This window comes from Streptomyces sp. NPDC026538, from assembly GCF_055567535.1.
Genome location: NZ_JBVHQG010000002.1, coordinates 1 through 21,638 on the forward strand (window position 1 = coordinate 1; position 21,638 = coordinate 21,638).

The following is a 21,638-nucleotide window of genomic DNA, read 5'->3' on the forward strand; positions in this document are numbered from 1 at the left end:
GCGACCAGATCCAGGCTCCCGGGCAATTTTGCAGGGCCCGGTACGCCACGGCCCCCACAGAAAATGGCCTCTCGATGAAGCTGAAAACCCCTCAAACAGCTCGCCGCCGCGTCTTGCCCGGCTTGCTGGCCTCGGCCCTCGCCTCCACGGTTGCCGCGGCGATGGTCGTCATGACGCCCGCGCAGGCAGTCGCCATCGCCACGCCCGTACCGCTGGCCACGGCCGCGAGCTACTCCGTTCTGGCAGGCGCGGGAGTCACCAACACCGGACCCTCGCTGATCAGCCACGACCTCGGGACGCACCCGACCCCGGCCATCACAGGCTTCCCGCCCGGCCAGGTGCTCGGCGCCGTGCACGCCGCCGACGCCAACGCGCTGAAGGCCAAGTCCGACCTGGTCACGGCATACAACCAAGCGGCCGGCCAGGCAGAGGACTTTGCGCTCGCGGCGGGAATCGGAACCGGCACCACGCTCATCCCCGGCGTCTACACCGCTTCGTCCGGTGTCGGACTCACCGGCGACCTGATCCTGGATGCCAAGGGGAACCCGAATGCCGTCTGGGTGTTCCAGATCCCGGAGGCCCTCACGACAGCGTCCTCCAGCCGGGTACTCCTGACGAACGGCGCTTCGCCGTGCAACGTGTACTGGCAGATCGGGAGTTCAGCCACCCTGGGCACCACCTCGACCTTCGTGGGCACCATCATGGCGCTGACGGACATCCACGTGACCACGGGGACGAACATCGAGGGCCGGGCCCTGGCCCGCAACGGCGAGGTGACGCTCGACAACAACCGCATCTTCCTCAACAACTGCGCGACCAGCACCACCGGCGGCACCACGACCGGTGGCACCACAACAACCGGCACGACGACGGGAACCACCACCGGCACCACCGTTGGTGTGACCGGTGGTGGTCTGGTCAGCGGGGGTCTGGTCACGGGCGGCCTGCTGGGCGGCCCGATCGTCGGGACCGGCGGCACCTCGGGGAACGTCTCCGGCAACACCGCCGGGAACACCTCGGGCAACACCGCGGGGAACAACGGCACGTCCGGGAACACCTCGGGCAACACCGCCGGGGAAACCGCGGGTGGGCACGGCGGCAAGCCCGGTGAGCAGGACAACAAGCCCGGCGGCCCGGGCCACGGCGGCCATCACGAACACGGCAAGCCGGCCGAGGACCAGCAGGGTGGACACGGCAAGCCAGAGCACGGCAAGCCGGAGCACGGCAAGCCAGAGCACAACGAGAACCACGCCGACTACGACTACGGCAAGTACGACTACGACAAGTACGACTACGGCAAGTACGCCAACTACGGCTACGGCAACACACCGGAGTCCGAGGGCCAGGAGGGCCACGAAGACTAGGCGGCAGGCTGCGGGAGGTCCGTACATCGGATGACGGCGCGCGGCGGGATCCCCTCGATCCGCCGCGCGCCGCCGGTGTCAGTCGGTCCGTAACGGCACCCCGGCTTCACGGCACCGCTCGCGGTCGGAGGTCCATTCCTCAGGCAGGTGTAGAGGGCGGCCGATGAAGGCGTGTCCGGCGGCGGTAGTGAACTGGGCAGATCCCGACGACAACTTCATCACCGGCCCCAACATCCCCGTCTGCCTCTCGGAGTCGGACGACTACGCCACCGTGTACACGAAGTCCACGGCCATTCTCCGGGGCTTCCGGAGCCTGGGGGCCAACACCGTCCGCATGGGATTCAACGCGGCGACCACCTCGGGAATCTGGTGGGGCAGCTACACCGCGACGCTGGACGCCGCCACCGCGCTGGGCATGAAGGTCATCGTCGGCCCGTGGCTGCAGAACGGGAAGGTCAGCGACACCGCGTCCTTCTACCAGATGTGGGACGCGATGATCAACAAGTACGGCTCGAAGAGCAACTTCTACTTCGGCATCATGAACGAGCCCTGGGCGTACAACTCCAGCGACCTGACCGACTTCGAGGCCGACTGGCTGGCGCACTACCCCGGCCTGCCCCGTGACCACGTGATCGTCCCCGGCCTGTGGGGCGACGCGAGTCTGTGCGGCGTGGGCTCCGGCGCCCGGCTGTCCGGCACCCTGCTGTCCATCCACACGTACAGCATGTTCGGCGTCTCCCACAGCACCGAGGCCGACTGGGTCAAGGAGTTCACCGACAACGTGTGCGGCTACGCCGACCGCGCCGTGGTGACCGAGTTCGGCGACCCGATGACCACCGGCGTCGACTACAACGGCCCCGAGGACGGCACCAACAACATCTCCTTCCTCTACGCCATCACCGACACCGCACGCAGCCTCGGCATCGGTACGGTCCTGTGGACCGGCGTCAAGGAAGCCGACCAGACTCAGGGCCCCGGGCCCTGTGACAACGCCTCCTGTGCCATCACCTCCCTGAACGGCAGCGGCACCAACCTGTCCCTCACCGTCACCAACCAGTCCGGCCTCGACCGCCTCCAGTGGGGCTGGGGTACCGGCACCAACCCCGGCGGCGGAAGCGGCACAGGCAACGTGAGGAAGCAGTGGTGCTGGGGGCCCGGTGAAGCCGCCAGCACGGTGGTGCCGACGGACTCGCTCACGGACACGGCGCCGGAGCGTCGGCAGCAGATCCGGGGGAATCACGGAGGCCCCGGTCGGTTCCCGCCGGCGGTTCCGCCGGGGCCGCCTGCCCACTCCGACATGTGTCGGACGGATGCGCAGCGCACAGCTCAGGCAGAGTGAGTCAGACCGCCCTCCCCGTCATCCGAATACTCTCCGCTGGATTTCCTGTCGGTAGTCCTCAAGCGTCCTGTCGAGGTGCAGGGCGGTGGCCTGGGCCGCCGCTTCCGGCCGGCCGTCACGTACGGCTTCGTAGATGGCGGCGTGCTCCTCGACGGCGGCCTCGGCATGGGCGCCGAACGTGTCGTGTATCCCGATGGCGCTGGACTGCCTCTGCAGGCGGCGCGCGTCGCGTACGGCGTCGACCAGGAAGCTGTTGCGGGAGGCCCCCGCGAGTGCGGAGTGGAAGTCGTCGTCGGCCTGGTTGAACACGTCGACCTGCCCGTGGACGAAACCGTGACGGCACGTCTGCACGGCTACTTCCAGCGCCCGGAGTTCGGCAGGGGTGGCACGCGTCGCTGCGAAGCTGGCGGCCGCCATCTCCTGGACCCTGCGGAACTCGAACAGCATGAAGATGTGGTCCAGGTCGGTGGGTCGGAAGAAACCGCCCCAGCGACTGGCGCTGAGCATGCCTTCGTCGTCCGCGACGAAGAGACCACGGCCCTTGTGCGCTCGGACCCGGCCGAGCGCGGAAAGGATCTTGACGGCTTCGCGCACGACCGCCCGGCTGGTGCCCAGTTGCCCGGCCAGATCGTTCTCCGTGGGCAGCCGGTCGCCGGGAACCAGACGTGACTCGGCTATGAACTCCAGGATCCGCTCCGCGACGAGTTCATAGCCCGGTCGGTAGCCGTGCCCCGCTTCCGCCCCTCCGCCCAAGGCCGTCGCCCTGTTGGACGTCGACGCCGACGAGGTCCCGGTCGCGGACGTGTCATTCATCTGCCTTACCCCCATCACTGGTCTCACAGAGCGATCCCCCTCCACGCGGAGTCACTCTACTCAGCACCCCGCCACGGAAAATGAATCGTACTTATCATGCGTCCATCGCAGCAACTACGCGCTGACCGCGAAGCAAAATGCGCATCATAATCGGTCATTCAAGCACAAATCACAGGCATACGTGGCAAGTGAATCCGATTTAATGACTGCACATCCCCTTGACCATCGCCCATATAAGCGGCCTAATTTCGAAGCGACGGCGCCGACTCGACCGTCCGCGAAGCCTCCCGCGCACCGTCATCGCTCGCGGCGCCACCACGTTCACCCGTCCCGTTCGCTCCGGACGCCAGCCACGTAATGGAGTCACTCATGACCGCGATGAAGCAGTCCGTTGACCGAAGAAAAGCGCTGGCCAAGAGGCGATCGGTGCTCCTCGCCGGGTGCGTGGCCACCGTGGTCGCGACCGCCACAGCCTGCGGTGGCGGCGCCACGGCCACGAACAGCAAGGACGGCTTCAACCAGGTGTCGCAGAAGAGCGGGGCCCTGACCGTGTGGGTGGACGCGACCCGGCTGGCTGCCGCGAAGCTCTACCAGAAGCTCCACCCGGACGTGAAGCTCGACATCGTCACCTATGACGGCGACGCCAACGGATCGAACTACCTGCAGACGAAGGTGCAGCTCTTCAACCGCACCGGCAAGGGCTGGCCGGACGTCGTCTTCAGCTCGCAGAACAACGAGGTGACGTGGGCGGTCGACGCCAACTTCGCGGCTCCTCTGAACAAGGGGCTCGTCCCGGTGGGGACCCTCGGGAAGTTCGCCAAGGGCGCCAACGACGTCTGCACCATCAACGGCACGGTCTACTGCCTGCGCAACGACCTCTCCCAGGCCGTGCTCTGGTACAACGCGCCGCTGATGAAGAAGTTCGGCTACTCGGCGCCGACGACCTGGGAGGAGTACCAGAAGCTCGGCGAGAAGGTGGCCGCCGAACACCCCGGCTACCTGGTGGGCGACGCCGGCGACTCCTTCACTCCGGAGATCTACCTGTGGGCCGGCAAGTGCGGTGCCAACCACATCACCGGCGCCAAGTCGGTCTCCGTCAACACCACCAGCGCCGACTGCACCAAGATGGCCAGGCTCATGGACGTACTGATCAAGAAGAAGTCCATGTCCATCAGCGGGGTCTTCAGCACCGATTTCGGCAAGAACAAGGCCGACAAGGTGCTGATGATGCCCGGCCCCTCCTGGTACGGCGGTGCGCTGTTCCAGGGCACCTTCAAGACCCCGGCCAAGCAGATCGCGGCGGCGCCGATACCCCAGTGGAGCGGTGAGACGTCTCCGTCCACCGGCAACGTGGGCGGCGGGACCTGGCTCCTGTCCCAGCACTCCGAGCACGTCAAGGCAGCCACCGACTTCCTCACCTGGGTCACAACCGACGAGGCCTACCAGGGCAAGGTCGCACCGGGCTTCCCGGCCTATGCACCGGCGGCGGACGCCTGGCTGACACAGCAGAACGCCTCCGGCTACTACGAAGGAAGCATCAACGTGCTGAAGGACGCCTCGACCCAGGTCTGGCCGGGCTGGGGCTCGGGCCAGTTCAGCCAGGAGGCGATCTGGGCCGCGACCGTCAAGCCCGGTCTGACGCAGGGCAAGACCATCGTCTCGCTGCTGCCCGCCTGGCAGGACTCCATCGTCAAGTACGCGCAGTCCAACGGATACAAGGTCTCCCAGTGACTGTGACCCACTCCCCCGTCGGCTCTGTCCGTCGGCGCCCTCAGGGCGCCCGGCGGCAGAGCCGGGCGGGCGCCGCGTTCGTCGCCGCCTACGTCGTCCTGCTGATCGCGTTCGGTGTGGTCCCCACCGCGTACGCCATCTACTTCGCGTTCAGCAACGCTCAGGGCGCGTTCACCGGCTTCGGCAACTTCGTCACCACGATGCACGACTTCCGGTTCGTGCCGGCCCTCGGGCACGTCGCGCTCTACCTGCTGTTCTGGCTTGTCTCGCTGGTGGTGATCGTGGTCGGCCTGGCGCTGCTGCTGCACCGGCTGGCCACCGGCGGCGCCGGAAAGGCGCTGCGGTTCCTGTACTACATACCGGGCGCCCTCGCCGGTGCCGCGAGCGTGCTGGTGTGGCTGTTCATGCTCGACCCCACGGTGAGCCCGGTCCGCTCCCTGCTGGGTGCCTTCGGTTACGACACGTTCGGCGAGGTCATCGCGCCCGGTCACCTTCCCCTGCTGTTCACGATCATCGCGTTCTGGACCGGCGCGGGCGGCTGGATCGTCGTCATCTACGGGGCGCTCAACAACATCCCCAGGGACGTGATGGAGGCCGCCCGCATCGACGGAGCGGGTGCCTGGCAGACCGCCTGGCGGGTGCAGATCCCCATGCTGCGCAAATGGATCGTCTACATGGTGATCCTCGCCTTCGCCGGCGGCGCCCAACTCTTCGTCGAGCCACAGCTGTTGTCCATGGCCAGCGTCGGAGTGGCGGGACGCGACTACTCGCTCAACCAGCTCTCGTACGACTTCGCCTTCCAGATGAACAACATCAACGGCGCCGCCGCCGTCTCCGTCGAACTCCTGGTCGTCACTCTGTCGGCCGCCGCCCTCTTCGTCGCACGGTCGGGATTCTTCGATGCCGAGTAGAAGCTCCACGCACCCCGGTGTGCGTCCACGTCCCGGAGAGATCAGCGTGAGCCCGAGCCGCACGCCGCGCACCCCTTCTCGCGCCCGCCGCACTCCTGCCCGCCGGCACGCGTCCAGGGTGCTGGTCGCCGCCGTACTGGCCGCGTTCGTGGTGTTCTTCGTGCTCCCCGTGCTCTGGCTCGTGCTCGCCGCCACCAAGACGGATCACCAGCTCGTGCACGGCAACCCGCTCTCCTTCGGCTCCTGGCACGCGCTCAAGGCGAACTGGAACGCGCTGACCGCCTTCCAGGACAACGCAATCCTGCAATGGCTGGGCAACTCCGCGATCTACGCCGGGATCTCCCTGGTCATCACCCTGTGCGTCGCCGTGCCGGCCGGTTACGCGCTGGCGATGACGGAGTTCCGTGGACGTCGCACCCTGCTCATCGCCACGCTGATCGTGATGCTGATGCCGAACGCGACGCTGGTGGTCCCGCTGTTCCTGGAGATCAACGCCGTGCACCTGATCGGCACGATGTGGTCGATCATCCTGCCGTACTCGTTCTACCCGTTCGGCGTGTATCTGACGTACATATACTTCACCACCGCCGTGCCCCGGGATCTGCTGGCGGCCGCCCGGGTGGACGGGTGCACGGAGTTCGGGGTCTTCCGGCACGTCGCCCTGCCCCTCGCGACGCCGGTCATCGCGCTCGTCGGGTTCTTCAGCTTCGTGGCCAACTGGACCAACTACTTCCTGCCGTACGTGATGCTGCCCGAGAGCGACCAAATGCCGGTGCAGGTGGGTGTCGGCACCCTGCTCAGCAGTGTGCCCTCCTTCAATCCGACGGTCGGCTCCCTGGCCATCGAGCGGCCCCAACTCGCCCTGGCCACTTTGGTGGCGATCACCCCGGTCCTGGTCGTCTTCCTCTTCTCCCAGCGTTTCCTGGTCACCGGCATGCTCGCCGGAGCCACCAAGGAATGAAGCCGCGGCCCACCGCTCCGGCCGCCTCCGCGCGCTTCCACTGCTTCCCTCACCCGAACGGAGACCCGTTCCCATGCCCTTCGGTCCTGCCCACCCCGCCAGAAGCGAGGACACCGCCCCGACCAGCGGTCCGGTGTCCTCTCCCGGAGTGCGGGCCAGTGTGCCGTTGCTCGAACCCCCCGGCTGGGCGGTGTCCCAGCGCGCGCTGTTCGACCTGCTCGACCACGCCTGGCGCCGCTTCGAGCGGGACTTCACCGGCCCGGACGGGCGCCTGAACTACAACGGACGGCTCACCACCCGTGACGGCGTCGACGACTTCTACGAAGTGTTCTTCAACTGGCCGCAGCTGTATCTGCTCGGCGGCGCGGGCGACCTGCTGCCCGCCAGTGAGAGGCACTGGGAGGGCGTCACCAGGCAGCTCACCGAACTGGGCATGCTGAGCGACGAGTTCGAGCGCGGTTACGACTGGTTCCACCAGGGCGAGAGTCTGCTGCTGCTCTACTTCCTGTGCATGGCGGCCCCCGGGCGCTGGTCGCAGCGTGCCCTGCGGTTCGCCGAACTGTACGTGGATCCGGCGAAGGGCAACTACGACCCCGACCGCCGCATCATCAAGCGCCCGCACAACGGCAGCGACCTCGAACGCCGCGGTCTGTCCGACGGGGACAGCTACCCCTGGCTGCCCAAGGAAGCCGAGCTGTACGGCTTTCCGCTCGACTGGATCCTGCCGGCCGACGCCCCCGCGCCCCCGCTGTCCGAGGACCCGCGCCTCGGCGGTCAGATGCGCGACCGCATGGGCAGCGGTGACACCGCTGTCAATCTCGCCGCGGCCGGGCTGGTCCTCAACGCCTGGATCCTGTCCGGCGAGGAACGCTACCGCGACTGGATCGTCGAGTACGTCGGCGCGTGGCGTGAGCGCGCGAAGGCGAACGGCGAGGTGATGCCCGACAACGTCGGCCCGGACGGCGTGGTCGGCAGCCTCCTCGAAGGCCGCTGGTACGGCGGGCACTACGGCTGGTCATGGCCGCACGGCTGGCACAGCGTCGGCCACGCGGCATGCGTGGCGGCACTGGCCGCGGCGACGGTCACCGGTGACGACGACTACCTCTCCATGGTCACGACCACCTTCGACACCCTCGTCGGCCACGGCAAGGTGATGGCCTTCACCGAAGCCGATTCCAGCCTCCCCTCCAAGTGGCTGGCCCAGCTCGGCCCGAACATCAACACCCCCACCCTGCACATCCCCTTCCGCCACAACGACTCCGGATGGTTCGACTACAACCCCGTCACCCCTGCCGTACCGGTGGCGCTGTGGCACCACACGGCCGCTCCGGCCGACCGTGCCCGGCTGGAACGGCTGCGCGGAGCCGGCGGATTCGACTGGCGTGACGTGCGGCCCTTCCGGGCCAAGGAGGAATCCGGGCACGAGGAGGCGTGGTTCGCCTTCCTCACCGGCGACGACCCCGACTACCCGGAGCGGATCCTCGCCGCGGCCCAGGCACAGGTCCGCCACCGTCTCGCCCGTATGGACCGGTACCGCGATCTGGACGTGCCCGAGGAGGACATCCACGTGTGGCAGCAGTCGAACCCCGTGGTCACCGAGGCGCTCGTACAGCTGACCTGGGGCGGTCCCCAGGTCCTCTACAACGGCGGCCTGCAGCAGGCGCGGGTGCGCTACTACGACGGCGAGGCGCGCCGTGCGGGTCTGCCGCCCGAGGTGGCTGCCCTGGTGACGTCGATCGTCCCCGAGGCGACCACCGTCGAACTGGTCAACCTCTCCCCCGACCGCGCTCGGACGGTCGTCGTCCAGGCCGGTGCCTTCGCCGAACACACCATCGCCTCCGTGCGTTACACGACTTGCGAGGACGACTCGTGGGTCGGCGACATGTACGCCTACGGCCACGGGGAACCGGCCGTCGCCGAAGCCGAGGCGCCGGTCGACAGCAGCCTGCTCACCGTCGTGCTGCCCGCCTCCACCCGCATACGGCTCACGCTCCGACTGGGCCTGCGGACGCGGACACCCAGCTACCGCACGCCGTTCTCGGCGGATGCCCCGGTGAGGTCCGGCGCCGGCCTTCACAGCGGGGAGGCCGGGGAGTGAAGCGGATCGCCCAGACCATCAGGCTGCGTCCGGAACGCCGCGAGGAGTACCTCGCCCTTCACGCCACCGTCTGGACCGGCGTCGAAGCGGCGCTGCACCGCGCCCACGTGCGCAATTACAGCATCTTCCGCCACCACGACGTCCTCTTCGCCTACTTCGAGTACCACGGCGAGGACTTCGATGGCGATATGGCGGCGATCGCTGCCGACCCGGTGACCCAGCAGTGGTGGAAGCTCACCGATCCGTGCCAGGACCCGTGGCCGGACCGGAAACCCGGGAGCCAGTGGACAGACCTCCCCGAAATCTGGCATCTCGGCGATCCGGGATCCGACGGCCCCTCCCAGGACGCAGCCGGCGTACCCGGCTCCCGGTGACGCGCTGCGCAACGAGGTAAGGAGAACAAGGGCATGAGACCCGGACGACTCATCGTGGGACTACTGCAAACTCTGCTGGTGGCAACAGCCGTCGTCCTGCCCGCGCAGGTGGCGCACGCGGCCGACACCAGCTTCTACGTGGACCCCGCCAACGGCAGTGACAGCAATTCGGGAACCAGTACATCAGCGGCCTTCAAGACGATCGCGAAGGCTCGCGACGCGGTGCGCGCGGTGAACTCGGCCATGTCCGGGGACATCGTCGTGAACCTGCGCGGAGGCACGTACCCCCTCACCAGCGCGGTCGACTTCACCACCGCCGACTCGGGCACCAACGGCCACAACGTCATCTACAAGGCGTACGGCTCCGAGATCCCGGTCGTCTCCAGCGCCAGGACCGTCACCGGCTGGACACCGGCCGCAGGCGGCGAGTACAAGGCATCGGTCGGCACCCTCGCCTTCCGGCAGCTGTACGTCAACGGCGTGCGCGCCACGCGCGCCCGCTACCCGGACGTCGGCTCCAACTTCCAACTGCAGGCCAGCGACAAGACGGCCCAGGTACTGAAGGTTCTCAGCTCCCAAGTCGCGAACTGGAGCCACTTCGACCGGGTCGAGATGGTGCTGCAACTGCAGTGGGCCGAGAACTACCTGCGGCTGAAGTCGTACGCCAACAGCGGTGGAATGGCGAACATCTCGATCCAGGACCACGAGGCCGGCATCCTCTTCCAGCGGCCGTATCCGCTGCTGTCCAACGGCTCTCCCCTGCACTTCGAGAACGCCCATGAATTCCTCACCGAACCGGGCGAGTTCTACCTCGACAAGGACGCGCAGACGCTCTACTACCTTCCTCGGCCCGGGGAGTCCATGACGTCGGCGACCGTGCAGGTCCCGACGCTGCAGACCCTCTTCAGGATCCAGGGCGACAGCCTCGGCTCTCCTGTTCACAACCTGCAGTTCTCCGGCATCACCTTCACCCGGACCAACTGGACCGAGGCCGGCAACAACGGCCTGCTGAACGGCCAGGGCGGCAACTACAACATCTCCGCCGACCCCACCAACAAGCAGTACGTCAACCGGCCGCCGGCCGGTGTCTACGCCGCGAACGCCGACAGCCTGTCCTTCACCGGCGACACCTTCACCCAGATGGGCTCGACCGCCCTGGACCTGCACCACGGCGTCCACAACTCCGCCGTCACCGGCAACATCGTCCAGGACATCTCGGGCAACGGGATCATGGTGGGCAAGTTCTCGGATCCCGACGTCGAGTACCACACCGTGTACAGCCCGCCCACCTCACCCGCGGGCGAGGACGCACGCGAGGTCGTCAGCGGTGTCACCGTCACCAACAACCTGATCAACCGCACCGGTCAGGACTACTACGGCACCGCGGGCATCAACGCGGGCTTCGTGCACGGCACCACCATCGACCACAACGACATCTCCGACTCCCCGTGGACCGCGATCACCCTGGGCTGGGGCTGGCAGTCGGCCGCCAACGCGGAGGGCAGCAACTCCGTCAGCTACAACCGCATCGGCAACGTCGAGAACATGTTGTGCGACACGGCAGGCATCTACCACCTCTCCAACGACCCCGGCACGGTGATCAACAACAACTACATCCACGATGTGCTCCGCTCGCCCACCGCATGCTCCTCGGGCGTGGGCGGCATCTATCTCGACGAGGGCTCGAGCAACATGACTGTCGCGAACAACGTCCTGTCGCGCACCACCGACTTCATCATCCGCAACGCCAACGGCCCCGACGTCACCCTCTCCAACAACACCACCACCGGAACCGCGGTGATGCAGGCCTCGGGTCTGCAGTCGGCCTACCGCGGACTGCTGGCGAAGATCAATCTCGCCTATGGCAAGACGGCCACCGCGTCCTCCGTCTTCAACTCCGGCTGGGCGCCGCCCAAGGCCAATGACAACGACCCGGCGACCGGCTGGTCCCCCACCGGGAGCGACACCTCGGCCTGGTGGCAGGTCGACCTCGGCAGTGCGTACCGACTCGGCCAGTTCTCCTTCACCACCCGTCAGGACGTCGACCAGCCCGAAACCCGCAGCAACTTCGAGATACGGGGCTCCAACGACCCCACCTTCGCCGACTACACGGTGCTGGGACGCCAGGACAGCGCGACCCTCCCGTACACCTCGACGCTGACCGCCAAGACAGACGCACGGCAGAAGTTCCGGTACGTGCGAGTCGCCAAGACCGACGGCAGCTACTTCTACATCGACGACTTCAGCGTGCAGCAGGCCGGCACCGCGCTGGAGAACCCGGGCACCAGTCCGTCCTTCAACGCGTCGACGAACTACACGATCAAGAACGTCAACAGCGGTCTGGTGGCCGATGTCTACCAGGGTTCGACCGCGGACAACGCCAGTGTGATCCAGTGGCAGAGCAACTCGGGCACCAACCAGCAGTGGAACATCGTGCAGGTCAGCGGCAACCTCTACAAGATCGTCAACCGTAACAGCGGCAAGGTCCTGGATGTCCCCAACGGCTCCCGTGCCAAGGGTGCGGCACTCGTCCAGTACACCTACAACGGTGGCAACAACCAGCTCTGGTATTTCGAGTCGTCCGGCGGCGGATACGTCATCCGCAACTTGGAGACCAAGCAGGCCTTGGAGGTCTCGGGCGGCTCGACCACCAGCGGCACAGCGCTCGACCAGTGGACACCGCTGAACCAGAGCAACCAGCTCTGGACGATCCAGTGACATTCCGCGTGTGAGGCGACGGCCCCGCGACGACCGGCAGCTCACCTGTCGGCCCGGGCGGGGCCGTCGTCACGACCAACGCCCTCGCACGACCGCCGCCCAGCCGCCCAGCCGCCCAGCCGCCCAGCCGCCCAGAGCCTCCCATGCCCAAGCCCGACACCGAAGCCTCGTCGACGCCCATCACCATCTCTGGAATCTCGAGCGACGTCCGCACCCATGGCTCGAAGAGCCTGCCCTCTCGCCGATCCGACGTTCCTTCACGCTCGCCGACCTGGCCAGGACGTCTGCCGTCAGTACGCACGCGGATTCGCCGACAGCGTGATCGCGACCGGCTCGCTCGCGCAGCACCTCGTGAGCGGTGCTCCCTTCCAAGGCACGGTCCTACGTGAGTGTCGAGATCATCATCGGCGGTACCGAAGCCCTCGCCGGGGAGCGTGCGACGCGCACCATCAGATGAGTCGGCCGCCCGGTTCAGGAAGCGGCTTCGGCCCGGCAGCAGGCCGGCGCGCCGGGGGCGATGAGTTTGCCGGTTGCCTGACGTCTTCCTTGTGACATTCCCGCCTCGTCGGCGGATCAGGTAACGCCGGATCCCGGTGTCACGTGGGAGAGATGGAGCCCAGGATGAACAATCCGATTCGGCTGTACATGTCGATGTCGCTCGACGGCTATGTCGCCGGCCCGGACGATCGGCCGGGGCAGGAACTCGGACGCGGCGGTGGACGGCTCTTCAACTGGCTCGACGACCGGGAGTCCGACGGTCCGAGCGGCCAGGTCTACCGCGAAGCGCTGGCGACCGGCGCGGTGATCTCCGGCCGTCGGACCTTCGAACTCGCCGGGCGCTGGCAGGGCGACCACCACGACGGCGTGCCGGTCTTCGTCCTCACCCACCAGGTGGATGACGGGGACGTGGCACCCGGCTACGCGCGCTTCGTCACCGATGCCGAGGACTGCGCCCGTCAGGCTCGCGCAGCCGCAGGGGACCGGCCGGTCATGGTCCATGGGGCGGGGGCGGCCCAAGCACTTCTCCGAGCCGGGCAGGTGGACGAGATGGAGATCCACCTGGTTCCGGTCCTCCTCGGGGACGGCCGACGGCTGTTCGACCACCTGCGTAGTGAGCACATCGAACTCGACCTCGTCCGACGGCTCGAGGATCGAGACGTCACACACCTCCGCTACCGGGTGCGTCGCCCCGAGGAGGCCGCGTGAAGACGCTCTTCGTCTCCTACCGCGTCACCGACCTGGACCGCTCGCTCGATTTCTACACCGCCTTGGGCTACGCGGAACTGGGCAGGGTCGAGGTCGGCGACGGGGCTCGCCTGGTGATCCTCAAGTTCCCGGACGAACCGGCGGCCTCGCTCGAACTGGTCCACCGCCCCGGTGCCGGACCGGTCGACGTGGGCAGCGGTTTCGACCACCTCGCGATCCAGGTGGAAACGCTCGCCACCACCCTGGAGACGCTGACCGAAGCCGGCCTGAGGCCCGAATCCCTCCAGTACCCGGACGGCCCTCACGGCCCGAAGACGTCGTGGCTCACGGACCCGGATGGCTACAGGATCGAATTGGTGGAGTGGCCGTCCGGACATCCCGACGGCATCACCGCGGCAGACTTCGCCGGGGCTGGAAGGCGATGGGCGCCGAAGGCGCCAAGGGCGCCGTGGATCACGTAGTGGGCGTCCTTGGTCTGTGCGCCGGTGTCCGGCACGTGCACCGTTGATGTCCATGCCCGGTACGCTAAAACCTGACGTTGACGTCAGAGGCAAGTGCTGGTCGTCAGGGCCGGGGTAAGAGGAATCACCATGACCGTCACAGAGGCCGCGGCCGAGCGGCTGGTCCGCATCGGCGAGGTGGCGCGGGGTGCCGGCGTCTCGGTACGCGCCGTGCGCTACTACGAGCAGCAAGGGCTGCTCATCGCGGAGCGCAGCCCATCCGGCCAGCGCCTCTACCGGCAGGATGCCGTCCCCCTGGTCCGTTTCTTCCAGCAGATGTTCGCCGCCGGCCTGACCAGCCGAAGGATCACGGAACTCCTTCCGTGCTGGGACTCCGGGCACACCGACGCCGAGCAACGAGCCATGCTGCGCGCCGAGCGGGACCGCATCCAGGCCAAGATCGACGACCTGCAGGCTGCCCTGGACCGCCTCGACGAGGTCATCGCGATCACGGACACGCACCCATAGGCGCGGTCGGTCGGACGTCGCACCAGCGATCCACGGCTGGAGTACTAGGGTGACTCGTTGATCCCCGCGTTCTGACACCGAAACCCGACAATCGCGCCCCAACCGAGGACGCTGCAGTTATCCAGGAGAGCGCACGGGGCCCACAGCCTTCGAAGTCGCCAAGTCGTCCTCTTCAGACCGTGTGTCCTACGCGGTGAGGCGATCCAGGGCTCAAGGCTGAGTCAGCGACATTGAACAGCGACTGAGTTCGGAGGTGGACGAGGGCTCGCAGAGCCGTGGATCGGTGAAGGTCCTGCTCCAGCCGGTGAAAGCCTCGTTGGAGGCGATCGCGATACTGCTTGCTGACCTGTCACCAGGTGGGCGGACCCTAACGCGGCCACGTCGAGTTCGTGCACAACATCGTTTGTACGACAGTCCACGGCACCGCGCTCGCCGTCTCGACGTCCCGGGACGACACGCCACGCATCTGGGACCTCAGCACACAGCAGTTCGTCGGGGTCGTGGCTGGCCCCGGCCTCGAAGTGGCCGACCTGACCTCCGAAGGCGACCTGCTGACCGCGATGGGAGCCGCCCTGGCCCTGTACCGTCGCGAGAAGTGGGTGGAGGTTCCTTCGTCCCAGACTAGAACCAGGAGCCCCCGGCGCGGGCCCGTCCCCGGCCGAGCCAAGCAGCAACGGAGCACCCGGCGTCCGTCTCGCCAGGCGAGGTCTGCCACCTTCTACTCCGCGAGACCCGCGCGATCCAGCGCTTCAACGCCGGCGCGCAGGGCCGCGAGCCGCTCGTCGAGGGTGGTGCCGGCCGGGGAGAGGGTGAGCGTGGTCACGCCGACCGCCGCGTAGGCCCGCATGCGGTCGGAGATGCGCTCCACGGAACCCAGCAGGGTGGTGGAGTCGATGAGCCGGCGCGGGATCGCGGCTGCCGCGCCGTCCTTGTCGCCGGACAGGTACTTGTCCTGGATCTCGGCGGCTTCCTTCTCGTAGCCCATGCGCTGCGCGAGCCGGTTGTAGAAGTTCTGCTTGCGGCTGCCCATGCCGCCGACGTACAGCGCGGTGTACGGGCGGAAGAGGTCGGCCAGCGCGTCCACGTCCTCGCCGAGGGCGATGGGTACGGTCGGGCAGACGTCGAAGTCCTCCATGGTCTTGCCGGCCCTCTCGCGACCCGCCCGGATGTGCCGGAGCGCGGTGTCCTCCAGGTGCTCGGCGGAGGGGAAGATCAGCAGGGCGCCGTCGGCGATCTCGCCGGTCTGATCCAGGTTCTTCGGACCGATGGCCGCTATGTAGAGCGGGATGTGTTCGCGCACGGGGTGGACGGTCAGCTTGAGCGCCTTGCCGGGGCCGCCGGGCAGGGGCAGCGTCCAGTGCTCGCCCTCGTACGTCAGCGGCTCGCGCGTCATCGCCTTGCGGACGATCTCCACGTACTCACGGGTGCGGGCGAGCGGCTTGTCGAACTTGACGCCGTACCAGCCCTCGGAGACCTGCGGGCCGGAGAGGCCGAGGCCGAGGCGGAAGCGGCCGCCCGAAAGGGAGTCGAGGGTGGCGGCGGTCATAGCGGTCATGGCGGGCGTTCGGGCCGGGATCTGGAAGATGGCCGAGCCGACGTCGATGCGCTCCGTCCGGGACGCCACCCACGCGAGCACGGTGGGCGCGTCCGAGCCGTAGGCCTCCGCCGCCCAGCACACCGCGTAACCGAGCTGGTCCGCCTCCTTGGCGACAGCGAGGTTGTCCGAGTCCATCCCGGCGCCCCAGTAGCCGAGGTTGATACCGAGTCGCATATCGTTCCCCTCACCCATGGGAATTTCGTCGTCGTTCTCCCGGACCATGTCGACCCGGGGGCGGCGTCTGTCGGGTGCATCACTCGTGACCAAGGACCGCGGGTGACCACTGACCTCAGCCGTCATGGAGCCAAGGCACCTTGGCCGCGCGGGACGCGTGTGCCCCGGCTCCGGCTCGGCACGCTGACCTGGGGTACGACACCGGTGAACCCGATGCCGCGGACCAGCTCAGGACTTTCCGGGAGGCCGGAGGCAGGCTCGCGGACACGGCCGTCATGTACGGGGACGGCGGGGTCGAGTGCCTGCTCGCCGAGGACCTCGTGCCGCGCTCCGACCCGGTGATCGCTCCTTCTTCCATGGGAGCACTCCAGGGCTGCGGCGGCAACCGCGCTCACGGTGCGCAAGTTAAGGGCAGGGTGGGATGCCGCCTGCGCTGACGCAAGGACGGCACCAGCACCAACCCGCCCTCCACACGCTGCCTGCAGTCCTGCCGGTTCGCCCCAGGACCGTGCCCCGCGCCACCGCAGGTGTCGACGCCGATCGGAGAGGTCCTACAACACACGGGTACCACATTGCCGCTGGAGACAACCCGCGAAGGCACGCAGACGGGTGACGCGCCGAAACGCTCCGTAGCACAGCCCCGGGGACCACGGCGGGCGTCTGGTGGCGGAGCACGGGTTCACCGGCAACTACCGGCGCACGAAGCGCACTTGCAGCAGGCCCGGACCAGGAGCGCACGGCATAGCCCGAGGAACTGGCGGTCCTGCAGCCCAGCCCGTCCGATCAAAACGGCCATCCGCCGCAGACGCCGTCCCGGCACGAGGAGGAGCCCGGTTCTCCTGCCCGCGCCTCAAGGTCCGTGAGGAGCTCGCCGGTGGTGGGCTCAGCCGTGGCGCCGCCGCCGCGGCCGTCTCCGATGCCATCCACCACGGAGCGAAGGACCCGTACCAGGGGACCTGGTTCTGGCCTGGATCCCGCAGTTGTACGAGTCGGCGCCCGGGTTTGAATCCACGGTGGCTCGCGCCACGGCGGTCCTCGTCTCGCCCAGGAGCAGTCGGTCCCCCTGGGTCGGCTTGAACGAGTTGGTCCCTCCGCAACAGGACAGCTGGTGCTCCAAGAATCGATCGCTGACGTCGCGGAGTCTTGGTGCCTCCGGAATCCGACATTGAGCAGGACGCCGGGGACCCTTCGTCAGGAAGTGCGGCAAGCTCACTCTCACAGGTGAACGACAACCAGGGCGATGTCGTCACTGGCACCTTTGCTGACGCGGAGGTGAGTCAGGAGAGTGTCGGCGACGTGTTCCGGATCGAGCCCGGTGCACCTTTCCACGAGGGTGTCCGTCAGCCGGTGTATGCCGGTGTCGATGTCCTCGTCGCGGCGCTCGATCAGGCCGTCGGTGTAGAGCACAAGGGTGGAGCCTCGGCTGTACTCGATGCCAGCCTGAGGGCGGGGGACGTGTCGGGGGCGAGCGCCCAGTGGCGGGTCGGTGGCCTGGTCCAGCAACGTGCAGTGACCATCCGGGTGCAGCAGGGCCGGAGGGGGATGGCCGGCGCTGCTGTAGATGATCAGTTGGGAGCGCGTGTCGATCAGCACGGAGACGACCGTGGTGGCCAAGGCCCCGTCGATCGAGCGTGCGTAGAGGCCCAGGAGCTCCAGAGCCTGGGCGGGCCCGGCCACGGCCCGGCTGGCGGCGGACAGCGCGCTGCGCAGCCTGCCCATGACGGTCGCGGCCTCCAAGCCGTGGCCGACCACGTCCCCGACCGCCACCGCGAAGCGGCCGTCGGACAGGTCAACGGCGTCGTACCAGTCGCCGCACACATTCAAGGAGTCGAGCGCGGGCAGGTAGCGCACCGCGACATCCCGGTGCCGGGACAGGTCGGGTGAGCGGAGCATTGCCTCCTGCAGCTTGAGGGCGACCCGTCGCTGGCGGGCGTGGGCCAGGCGCAGCTCTTCGTTCAGGCGCTGCACCTTCCGGGTGCGTTCGTACAGCTCAGCCTCCATCTGCAGCGTACGGTCGGGCTTGTCGTGGACGTACCTTTCACGGGCGTAGGCGGTCACATCCTCCACTCGGAGGAGAATCCACCTCACCTGCCCCTCCGGCCCCAAAACCGGCGTGTTGGTCGTGGACCACCAGCGCTCCTCGAACACCCCGGGTCGGCCCGCGGCGGGGACGTCGTACTTCAGCAGCGCCATCGTCTCCGGCTCCCGGGTGGAGAGCACCCGCTCCAGCGACGCCGCCACCAGGTGGCGCACCTGATCTGTGTCGGGGTCTGCAGGGTTTACCGCGATGGCGTCGAAGAAGGGCTGTCCGACCAGATCATCGCGGGTGCGCCCGCTTGCCTGGCAGAACGCCCTGTTCGCGGCGACGATCACCAGGTCCGGGAGAAGCACCAGGCATGGGCTGGGGGTGGCAGCGAAGAGCGCAGCGTAGTCGACCTCTGCTGTGGCCGCACGCACCGCGTCAGTCGCCGAACTGCCACCCACCCACTCACTGTATGAGCGCCATAAGCGCTTCGCCAACGACCCGTCCCACCGGCACCCCAGCGCCACGCCATGCCGACAACCGCTGACGGCTCAGCCGTAGGCCGGTTCTGTGGCGGGCGCGAGGCATCGACACTCCGGCGGCAGTGAGTAGCGGTGCTGCTTCAGGCCGTAGGACCGCCCCCTCCCGTCCGCGCGATCACACTGCGACGGCCTCGCCCATTTCCTCCTCGGCGTCCGCCTCCGCCAGAGGGACCGGCGCCGGGGCAGGGTTGGTACGCCGCTCCGCCACCGCGGCCGCGACCACCAGCAGCAGGCCCGCGACGAGCCAGAGCGCCAGGGAGAGGATCCGGCCGCCCAGTTTCGCCGAGTCGAAGTAGAGCAGGCTGCGGGCGCCCTCGACGAAGCCGGCGCCGTCCCAGAAGGCATGCAGCGCGCCGAAGAAGCCGCCTTGCAGCTCCGGCTCGAAAATGCCGCCGGAGGTGGTGAAGTTGAGCATGATGAACAGCGCCATGAGGACCAGCAACGTCAAGCGTTTGAGGAACGTGTGCAGACCGATGCCGATGGTCAGGATCCCTGCCGTGTACATCAGGGACATGCCCCATATGCCCCACTGGTCGTGGTCGACGATGTTGAAGCACGGACCCGCCAGTATCGCCCCGATGGTGCTCACCGCCAGGGCCGCGACGATGCCGAGGGAGGCCCGGGTCCACACGCTGAGTGCGGCACCGGCCGCGGCGATGACCGCGGCCCCCTGAACGGCACCGATGCTCAGAGCGACCAGCAGGAAGAACAGGTTTTCGTTGGTGCGGTCACCGTCGGCCATGTGGGACAGGTCGGTGACCTTCAACGGGGCGCCCTGTTCGGCGGCCACCTTGGTGAAGACCTCCTCGGCCGCGGTGACGGAGGTGCCGGAGTTGGCCTCGGCGACCAGCAGCTCGGGGTGCTTGGCACTCGGGACATACGCGCCGACCAGATCCCGGTCCATGATCTGTTGCCGGGCCATGGCCTGGTGGGGCACGGTGATGACGTCCAGCGCGTCCCCGGCCTTGCTCTTCAGCGCCTGTGCCAGCAGCTGGTTGCGTGCCGAGGTGCCGACTACGGCGACCTTCATCCCGTGCATGTGGTCCTGCGGCGCGTGGAAGGCGCCGAGGTAGGACAGGCCCATGCCAAGACACATCACCAGCGGGGTGAGCAGGTGGAGTACCACGTGGCGGACGGTGTGGCGCGGGCCGGGCGGGTTGTCCACCGCATGGCGGACGGTGCGCTGATGACGCATGGAGGTCGTTCCCTTGCAGGCAGAGGTCGTTGTTCGTTCGACGGCCGAAGTGGTCGGTGAAGGGCCGGCCGCGTCCGTGGGACTGCCCGGAGACGGTCGGCCATGCCGACGGCTCGCGAGCTGTCGGTATGGCCGGCTGTCCTGGCGAGCCGCAGCGGTTGGTGGCGTCAGGGGATCAGCACGAGGCGGATCGGGTCTCCCTTCTTGCGTTCCAGCCGGGCGACGGCGTCGGCCGCTTCGGCGAGGGGGATGTGTGCGGTGATGGAGGGTGCCAGGTCGAGGCGGCCGGTGGAGGCCAGCCGAATCAGCTGCTCGACGTACTGGGGCCCGGATCCGTAGTGGCCGCGGACCTGGTTGCGGCGGAAGCTGAATTGGGTGCTGTCCTTGATGGTGAGCGGCTTCGGGGTGAGGCCGGCCAGGACCAGCACTCCGCCCCGGGCGAGGACGGTGGCGGCCTGCTCGCGGACGGCGGGGACGCCGGCGAACAGGCCGGCCTGGACCAGCACTCCGCCCCGGGCGAGGACGGTGGCGGCCTGCTCGCGGACGGCGGGGACGCCGGCGAAGTCGAAGGCCACGTCCAGGCCCAGGCCCGCGGTGGCCTGGTGGACGGCTTCGGCGAAGCCGGGGTCGGCCGGGTCGAAGGCGAGCGCGCGTTCGCGGGCACTGGACAGCGGGTCGACGGCGACGTGGCGGTCCCGCGAGTCGATGAGCCTGCGCGCGACCTTGAGCATCACCGGGTGGTAGGTGCGCATCGAGGCCAGGGCGAAGGCGGGCATGAGGATGTCGTGCGCCTTGGCCCAGTTCGGCTCGTCGTTGTGGGCGGTGAAGAGACCGTCGCCGGCGAACTCCCGCACGTTCACGAGCGCCGGGCCCACGTCCTTGGAGAAACGCTGCTCATCGGCCAGCTCCGTGACCACGTCCAGTCCGCTGACGAAGAACGTGTCGCGGCCGTGCAGGCGCTGGACGAAGACCGGGCCGTGCCGCCGGGCGAGCTCCATCAGTTGCAGGACAGGCGTGTCGCCGGGCCCGGTGGCGGAGATGTCGATCACAGGAACGCCGTCCGGAACGCTGCCGCTCGCTGCCTGCAGCTCGCACCGGGTTTCGGTCATGGAGATGCACCGCCCTCCGCGGTGGAACATTCAGGGACTGCCGCCTCCGGTGGGGCGGTTCTCTCCACCGTCGCGCCGCGAGAATGCCCGGTATCGCACCAGTGCTAAGAATTCTTGTAGTAGCGTCAAAGAGTGAGGGCTTGCGCCCCTCCTGCACCTCGGGGTAAAGGAAATCACTGGGAGTGACGGTGGGCACCCCTGAGCATCAGGTGAGCGGCGAGGACGGCACCTGGTCCCCGACACCGGACGGTGACCAGGCGGTCTTCTGGCGCAACCAGGCCACCGTGCTGTTCGACCGCATTCCGCTTCCCGTCGCCCTCTGCGATGCGAAGGGCACCATCCTCTCGGCCAACCACGCCATGGCCTCGGAGTGGGGCACGCTCGTCGGCCGCCTCGTCGGCCGCAGCGCACGGGACCTCTTCAGCCCGACGGCGGAGCGGCGACTCGATCCGATCTCGGAGGCTCTACGGCTGCGCCGGCGGTCGAGGTACCCGGTCGAGGTGTCCTGGTACCCC

The 21,638-nt window shown here is 68.1% G+C and carries 16 protein-coding genes and 2 pseudogenes; 13 read left to right on the forward strand and 5 right to left on the reverse strand.

Annotated features, from left to right (window positions below):
• Nucleotides 1–74 precede the first annotated feature (74 nt).
• Together ACZ4N4_RS06960 and ACZ4N4_RS06965 are read left to right on the forward strand one after the other, a co-directional pair.
• Nucleotides 75–1,364 carry an ice-binding family protein gene (locus ACZ4N4_RS06960; protein ID WP_467585374.1) on the forward strand — a complete coding sequence of 430 codons (1,290 nt, stop codon included), beginning with the start codon at nt 75–77 and terminating at the stop codon, nt 1,362–1,364.
• A 187-nt stretch (nt 1,365–1,551) separates the two neighbouring features.
• Nucleotides 1,552–2,703 carry a cellulase family glycosylhydrolase gene (locus ACZ4N4_RS06965; protein WP_467585377.1) on the forward strand — a complete coding sequence of 384 codons (1,152 nt, stop codon included), beginning with the start codon at nt 1,552–1,554 and terminating at the stop codon, nt 2,701–2,703.
• An 18-nt stretch (nt 2,704–2,721) separates the two neighbouring features.
• Here ACZ4N4_RS06965 and ACZ4N4_RS06970 read toward each other — a convergent pair whose 3' ends face one another.
• Nucleotides 2,722–3,516: a FadR/GntR family transcriptional regulator gene (locus tag ACZ4N4_RS06970; RefSeq protein ID WP_467585379.1), complete on the reverse strand. Its 795-nt coding sequence runs from the start codon at nt 3,514–3,516 to the stop codon at nt 2,722–2,724.
• A 369-nt stretch (nt 3,517–3,885) separates the two neighbouring features.
• Between ACZ4N4_RS06970 and ACZ4N4_RS06975 the strand changes: the two genes are divergently transcribed.
• The 9 genes from ACZ4N4_RS06975 to ACZ4N4_RS07015 all read left to right on the forward strand — a co-directional run bounded on the left by ACZ4N4_RS06975 (nt 3,886) and on the right by ACZ4N4_RS07015 (nt 14,483).
• The gene (locus ACZ4N4_RS06975) at nt 3,886–5,247 is read left to right on the forward strand and encodes an ABC transporter substrate-binding protein (RefSeq protein WP_467585382.1); all 1,362 of its coding nucleotides are present in this window, start codon (nt 3,886–3,888) and stop codon (nt 5,245–5,247) included.
• On the forward strand, nt 5,244–6,158 hold the full coding sequence (locus ACZ4N4_RS06980) for a carbohydrate ABC transporter permease (RefSeq protein WP_467585384.1): 915 nt from the start codon (nt 5,244–5,246) through the stop codon (nt 6,156–6,158). The genes ACZ4N4_RS06975 and ACZ4N4_RS06980 overlap by 4 nt, the downstream gene beginning before the upstream one ends.
• Before the next feature lie 118 nt (nt 6,159–6,276).
• The gene (locus ACZ4N4_RS06985; protein WP_467587622.1) at nt 6,277–7,119 is read left to right on the forward strand and encodes a carbohydrate ABC transporter permease; all 843 of its coding nucleotides are present in this window, start codon (nt 6,277–6,279) and stop codon (nt 7,117–7,119) included.
• A 73-nt stretch (nt 7,120–7,192) separates the two neighbouring features.
• Nucleotides 7,193–9,217, forward strand: a complete 2,025-nt coding sequence (locus ACZ4N4_RS06990; protein ID WP_467585387.1) for a DUF8034 domain-containing protein — start codon at nt 7,193–7,195, stop codon at nt 9,215–9,217.
• Nucleotides 9,214–9,591, forward strand: coding sequence for an L-rhamnose mutarotase (locus ACZ4N4_RS06995; protein WP_467585390.1), 378 nt, complete (start codon nt 9,214–9,216; stop codon nt 9,589–9,591). Before ACZ4N4_RS06990 ends, ACZ4N4_RS06995 begins: the two co-directional genes overlap by 4 nt.
• Before the next feature lie 33 nt (nt 9,592–9,624).
• Nucleotides 9,625–12,309 carry an RICIN domain-containing protein gene (locus ACZ4N4_RS07000; protein WP_467585392.1) on the forward strand — a complete coding sequence of 895 codons (2,685 nt, stop codon included), beginning with the start codon at nt 9,625–9,627 and terminating at the stop codon, nt 12,307–12,309.
• A gap of 621 nt (nt 12,310–12,930) precedes the next feature.
• Entirely contained in the window at nt 12,931–13,515 is a 585-nt protein-coding gene (locus ACZ4N4_RS07005) for a dihydrofolate reductase family protein (protein WP_453567620.1), read from the forward strand.
• Nucleotides 13,512–13,976: a VOC family protein gene (locus ACZ4N4_RS07010; protein ID WP_467585395.1), complete on the forward strand. Its 465-nt coding sequence runs from the start codon at nt 13,512–13,514 to the stop codon at nt 13,974–13,976. The genes ACZ4N4_RS07005 and ACZ4N4_RS07010 overlap by 4 nt, the downstream gene beginning before the upstream one ends.
• Before the next feature lie 129 nt (nt 13,977–14,105).
• Nucleotides 14,106–14,483 (forward strand): MerR family DNA-binding transcriptional regulator, encoded by a 378-nt coding sequence (locus tag ACZ4N4_RS07015; protein WP_467585397.1) that lies wholly within the window; start codon nt 14,106–14,108, stop codon nt 14,481–14,483.
• Between the two features lie 718 nt (nt 14,484–15,201).
• On the opposite strand, the gene ACZ4N4_RS07020 is transcribed toward ACZ4N4_RS07015, so the two are convergent.
• Nucleotides 15,202–16,254 carry an LLM class F420-dependent oxidoreductase gene (locus tag ACZ4N4_RS07020; protein ID WP_360488393.1) on the reverse strand — a complete coding sequence of 351 codons (1,053 nt, stop codon included), beginning with the start codon at nt 16,252–16,254 and terminating at the stop codon, nt 15,202–15,204.
• Nucleotides 16,255–16,378: 124 nt separating this feature from the next.
• On the opposite strand from ACZ4N4_RS07020, the pseudogene ACZ4N4_RS07025 reads away from it, so the two are divergent.
• Nucleotides 16,379–16,601, forward strand: a pseudogene (locus ACZ4N4_RS07025) (aldo/keto reductase); the annotation flags it as partial.
• 868 nt (nt 16,602–17,469) lie between these two features.
• Here the strand turns inward: ACZ4N4_RS07025 and ACZ4N4_RS07030 are convergent.
• The 3 genes from ACZ4N4_RS07030 to ACZ4N4_RS07040 all read right to left on the reverse strand — a co-directional run bounded on the left by ACZ4N4_RS07030 (nt 17,470) and on the right by ACZ4N4_RS07040 (nt 21,123).
• The gene (locus tag ACZ4N4_RS07030; protein ID WP_467587625.1) at nt 17,470–18,711 is read right to left on the reverse strand and encodes a PP2C family protein-serine/threonine phosphatase; all 1,242 of its coding nucleotides are present in this window, start codon (nt 18,709–18,711) and stop codon (nt 17,470–17,472) included.
• A 223-nt stretch (nt 18,712–18,934) separates the two neighbouring features.
• Nucleotides 18,935–20,014: a hypothetical protein gene (locus tag ACZ4N4_RS07035; RefSeq protein ID WP_467585400.1), complete on the reverse strand. Its 1,080-nt coding sequence runs from the start codon at nt 20,012–20,014 to the stop codon at nt 18,935–18,937.
• Between the two features lie 167 nt (nt 20,015–20,181).
• Nucleotides 20,182–21,123, reverse strand: a complete 942-nt coding sequence (locus ACZ4N4_RS07040; protein ID WP_467585403.1) for a cytochrome P450 — start codon at nt 21,121–21,123, stop codon at nt 20,182–20,184.
• 284 nt (nt 21,124–21,407) lie between these two features.
• Here ACZ4N4_RS07040 and ACZ4N4_RS07045 point away from each other — a divergent pair.
• Nucleotides 21,408–21,542, forward strand: a pseudogene (locus ACZ4N4_RS07045) (PAS domain-containing protein); the annotation flags it as partial.
• Between the last annotated feature and the right edge of the window lie 96 nt (nt 21,543–21,638).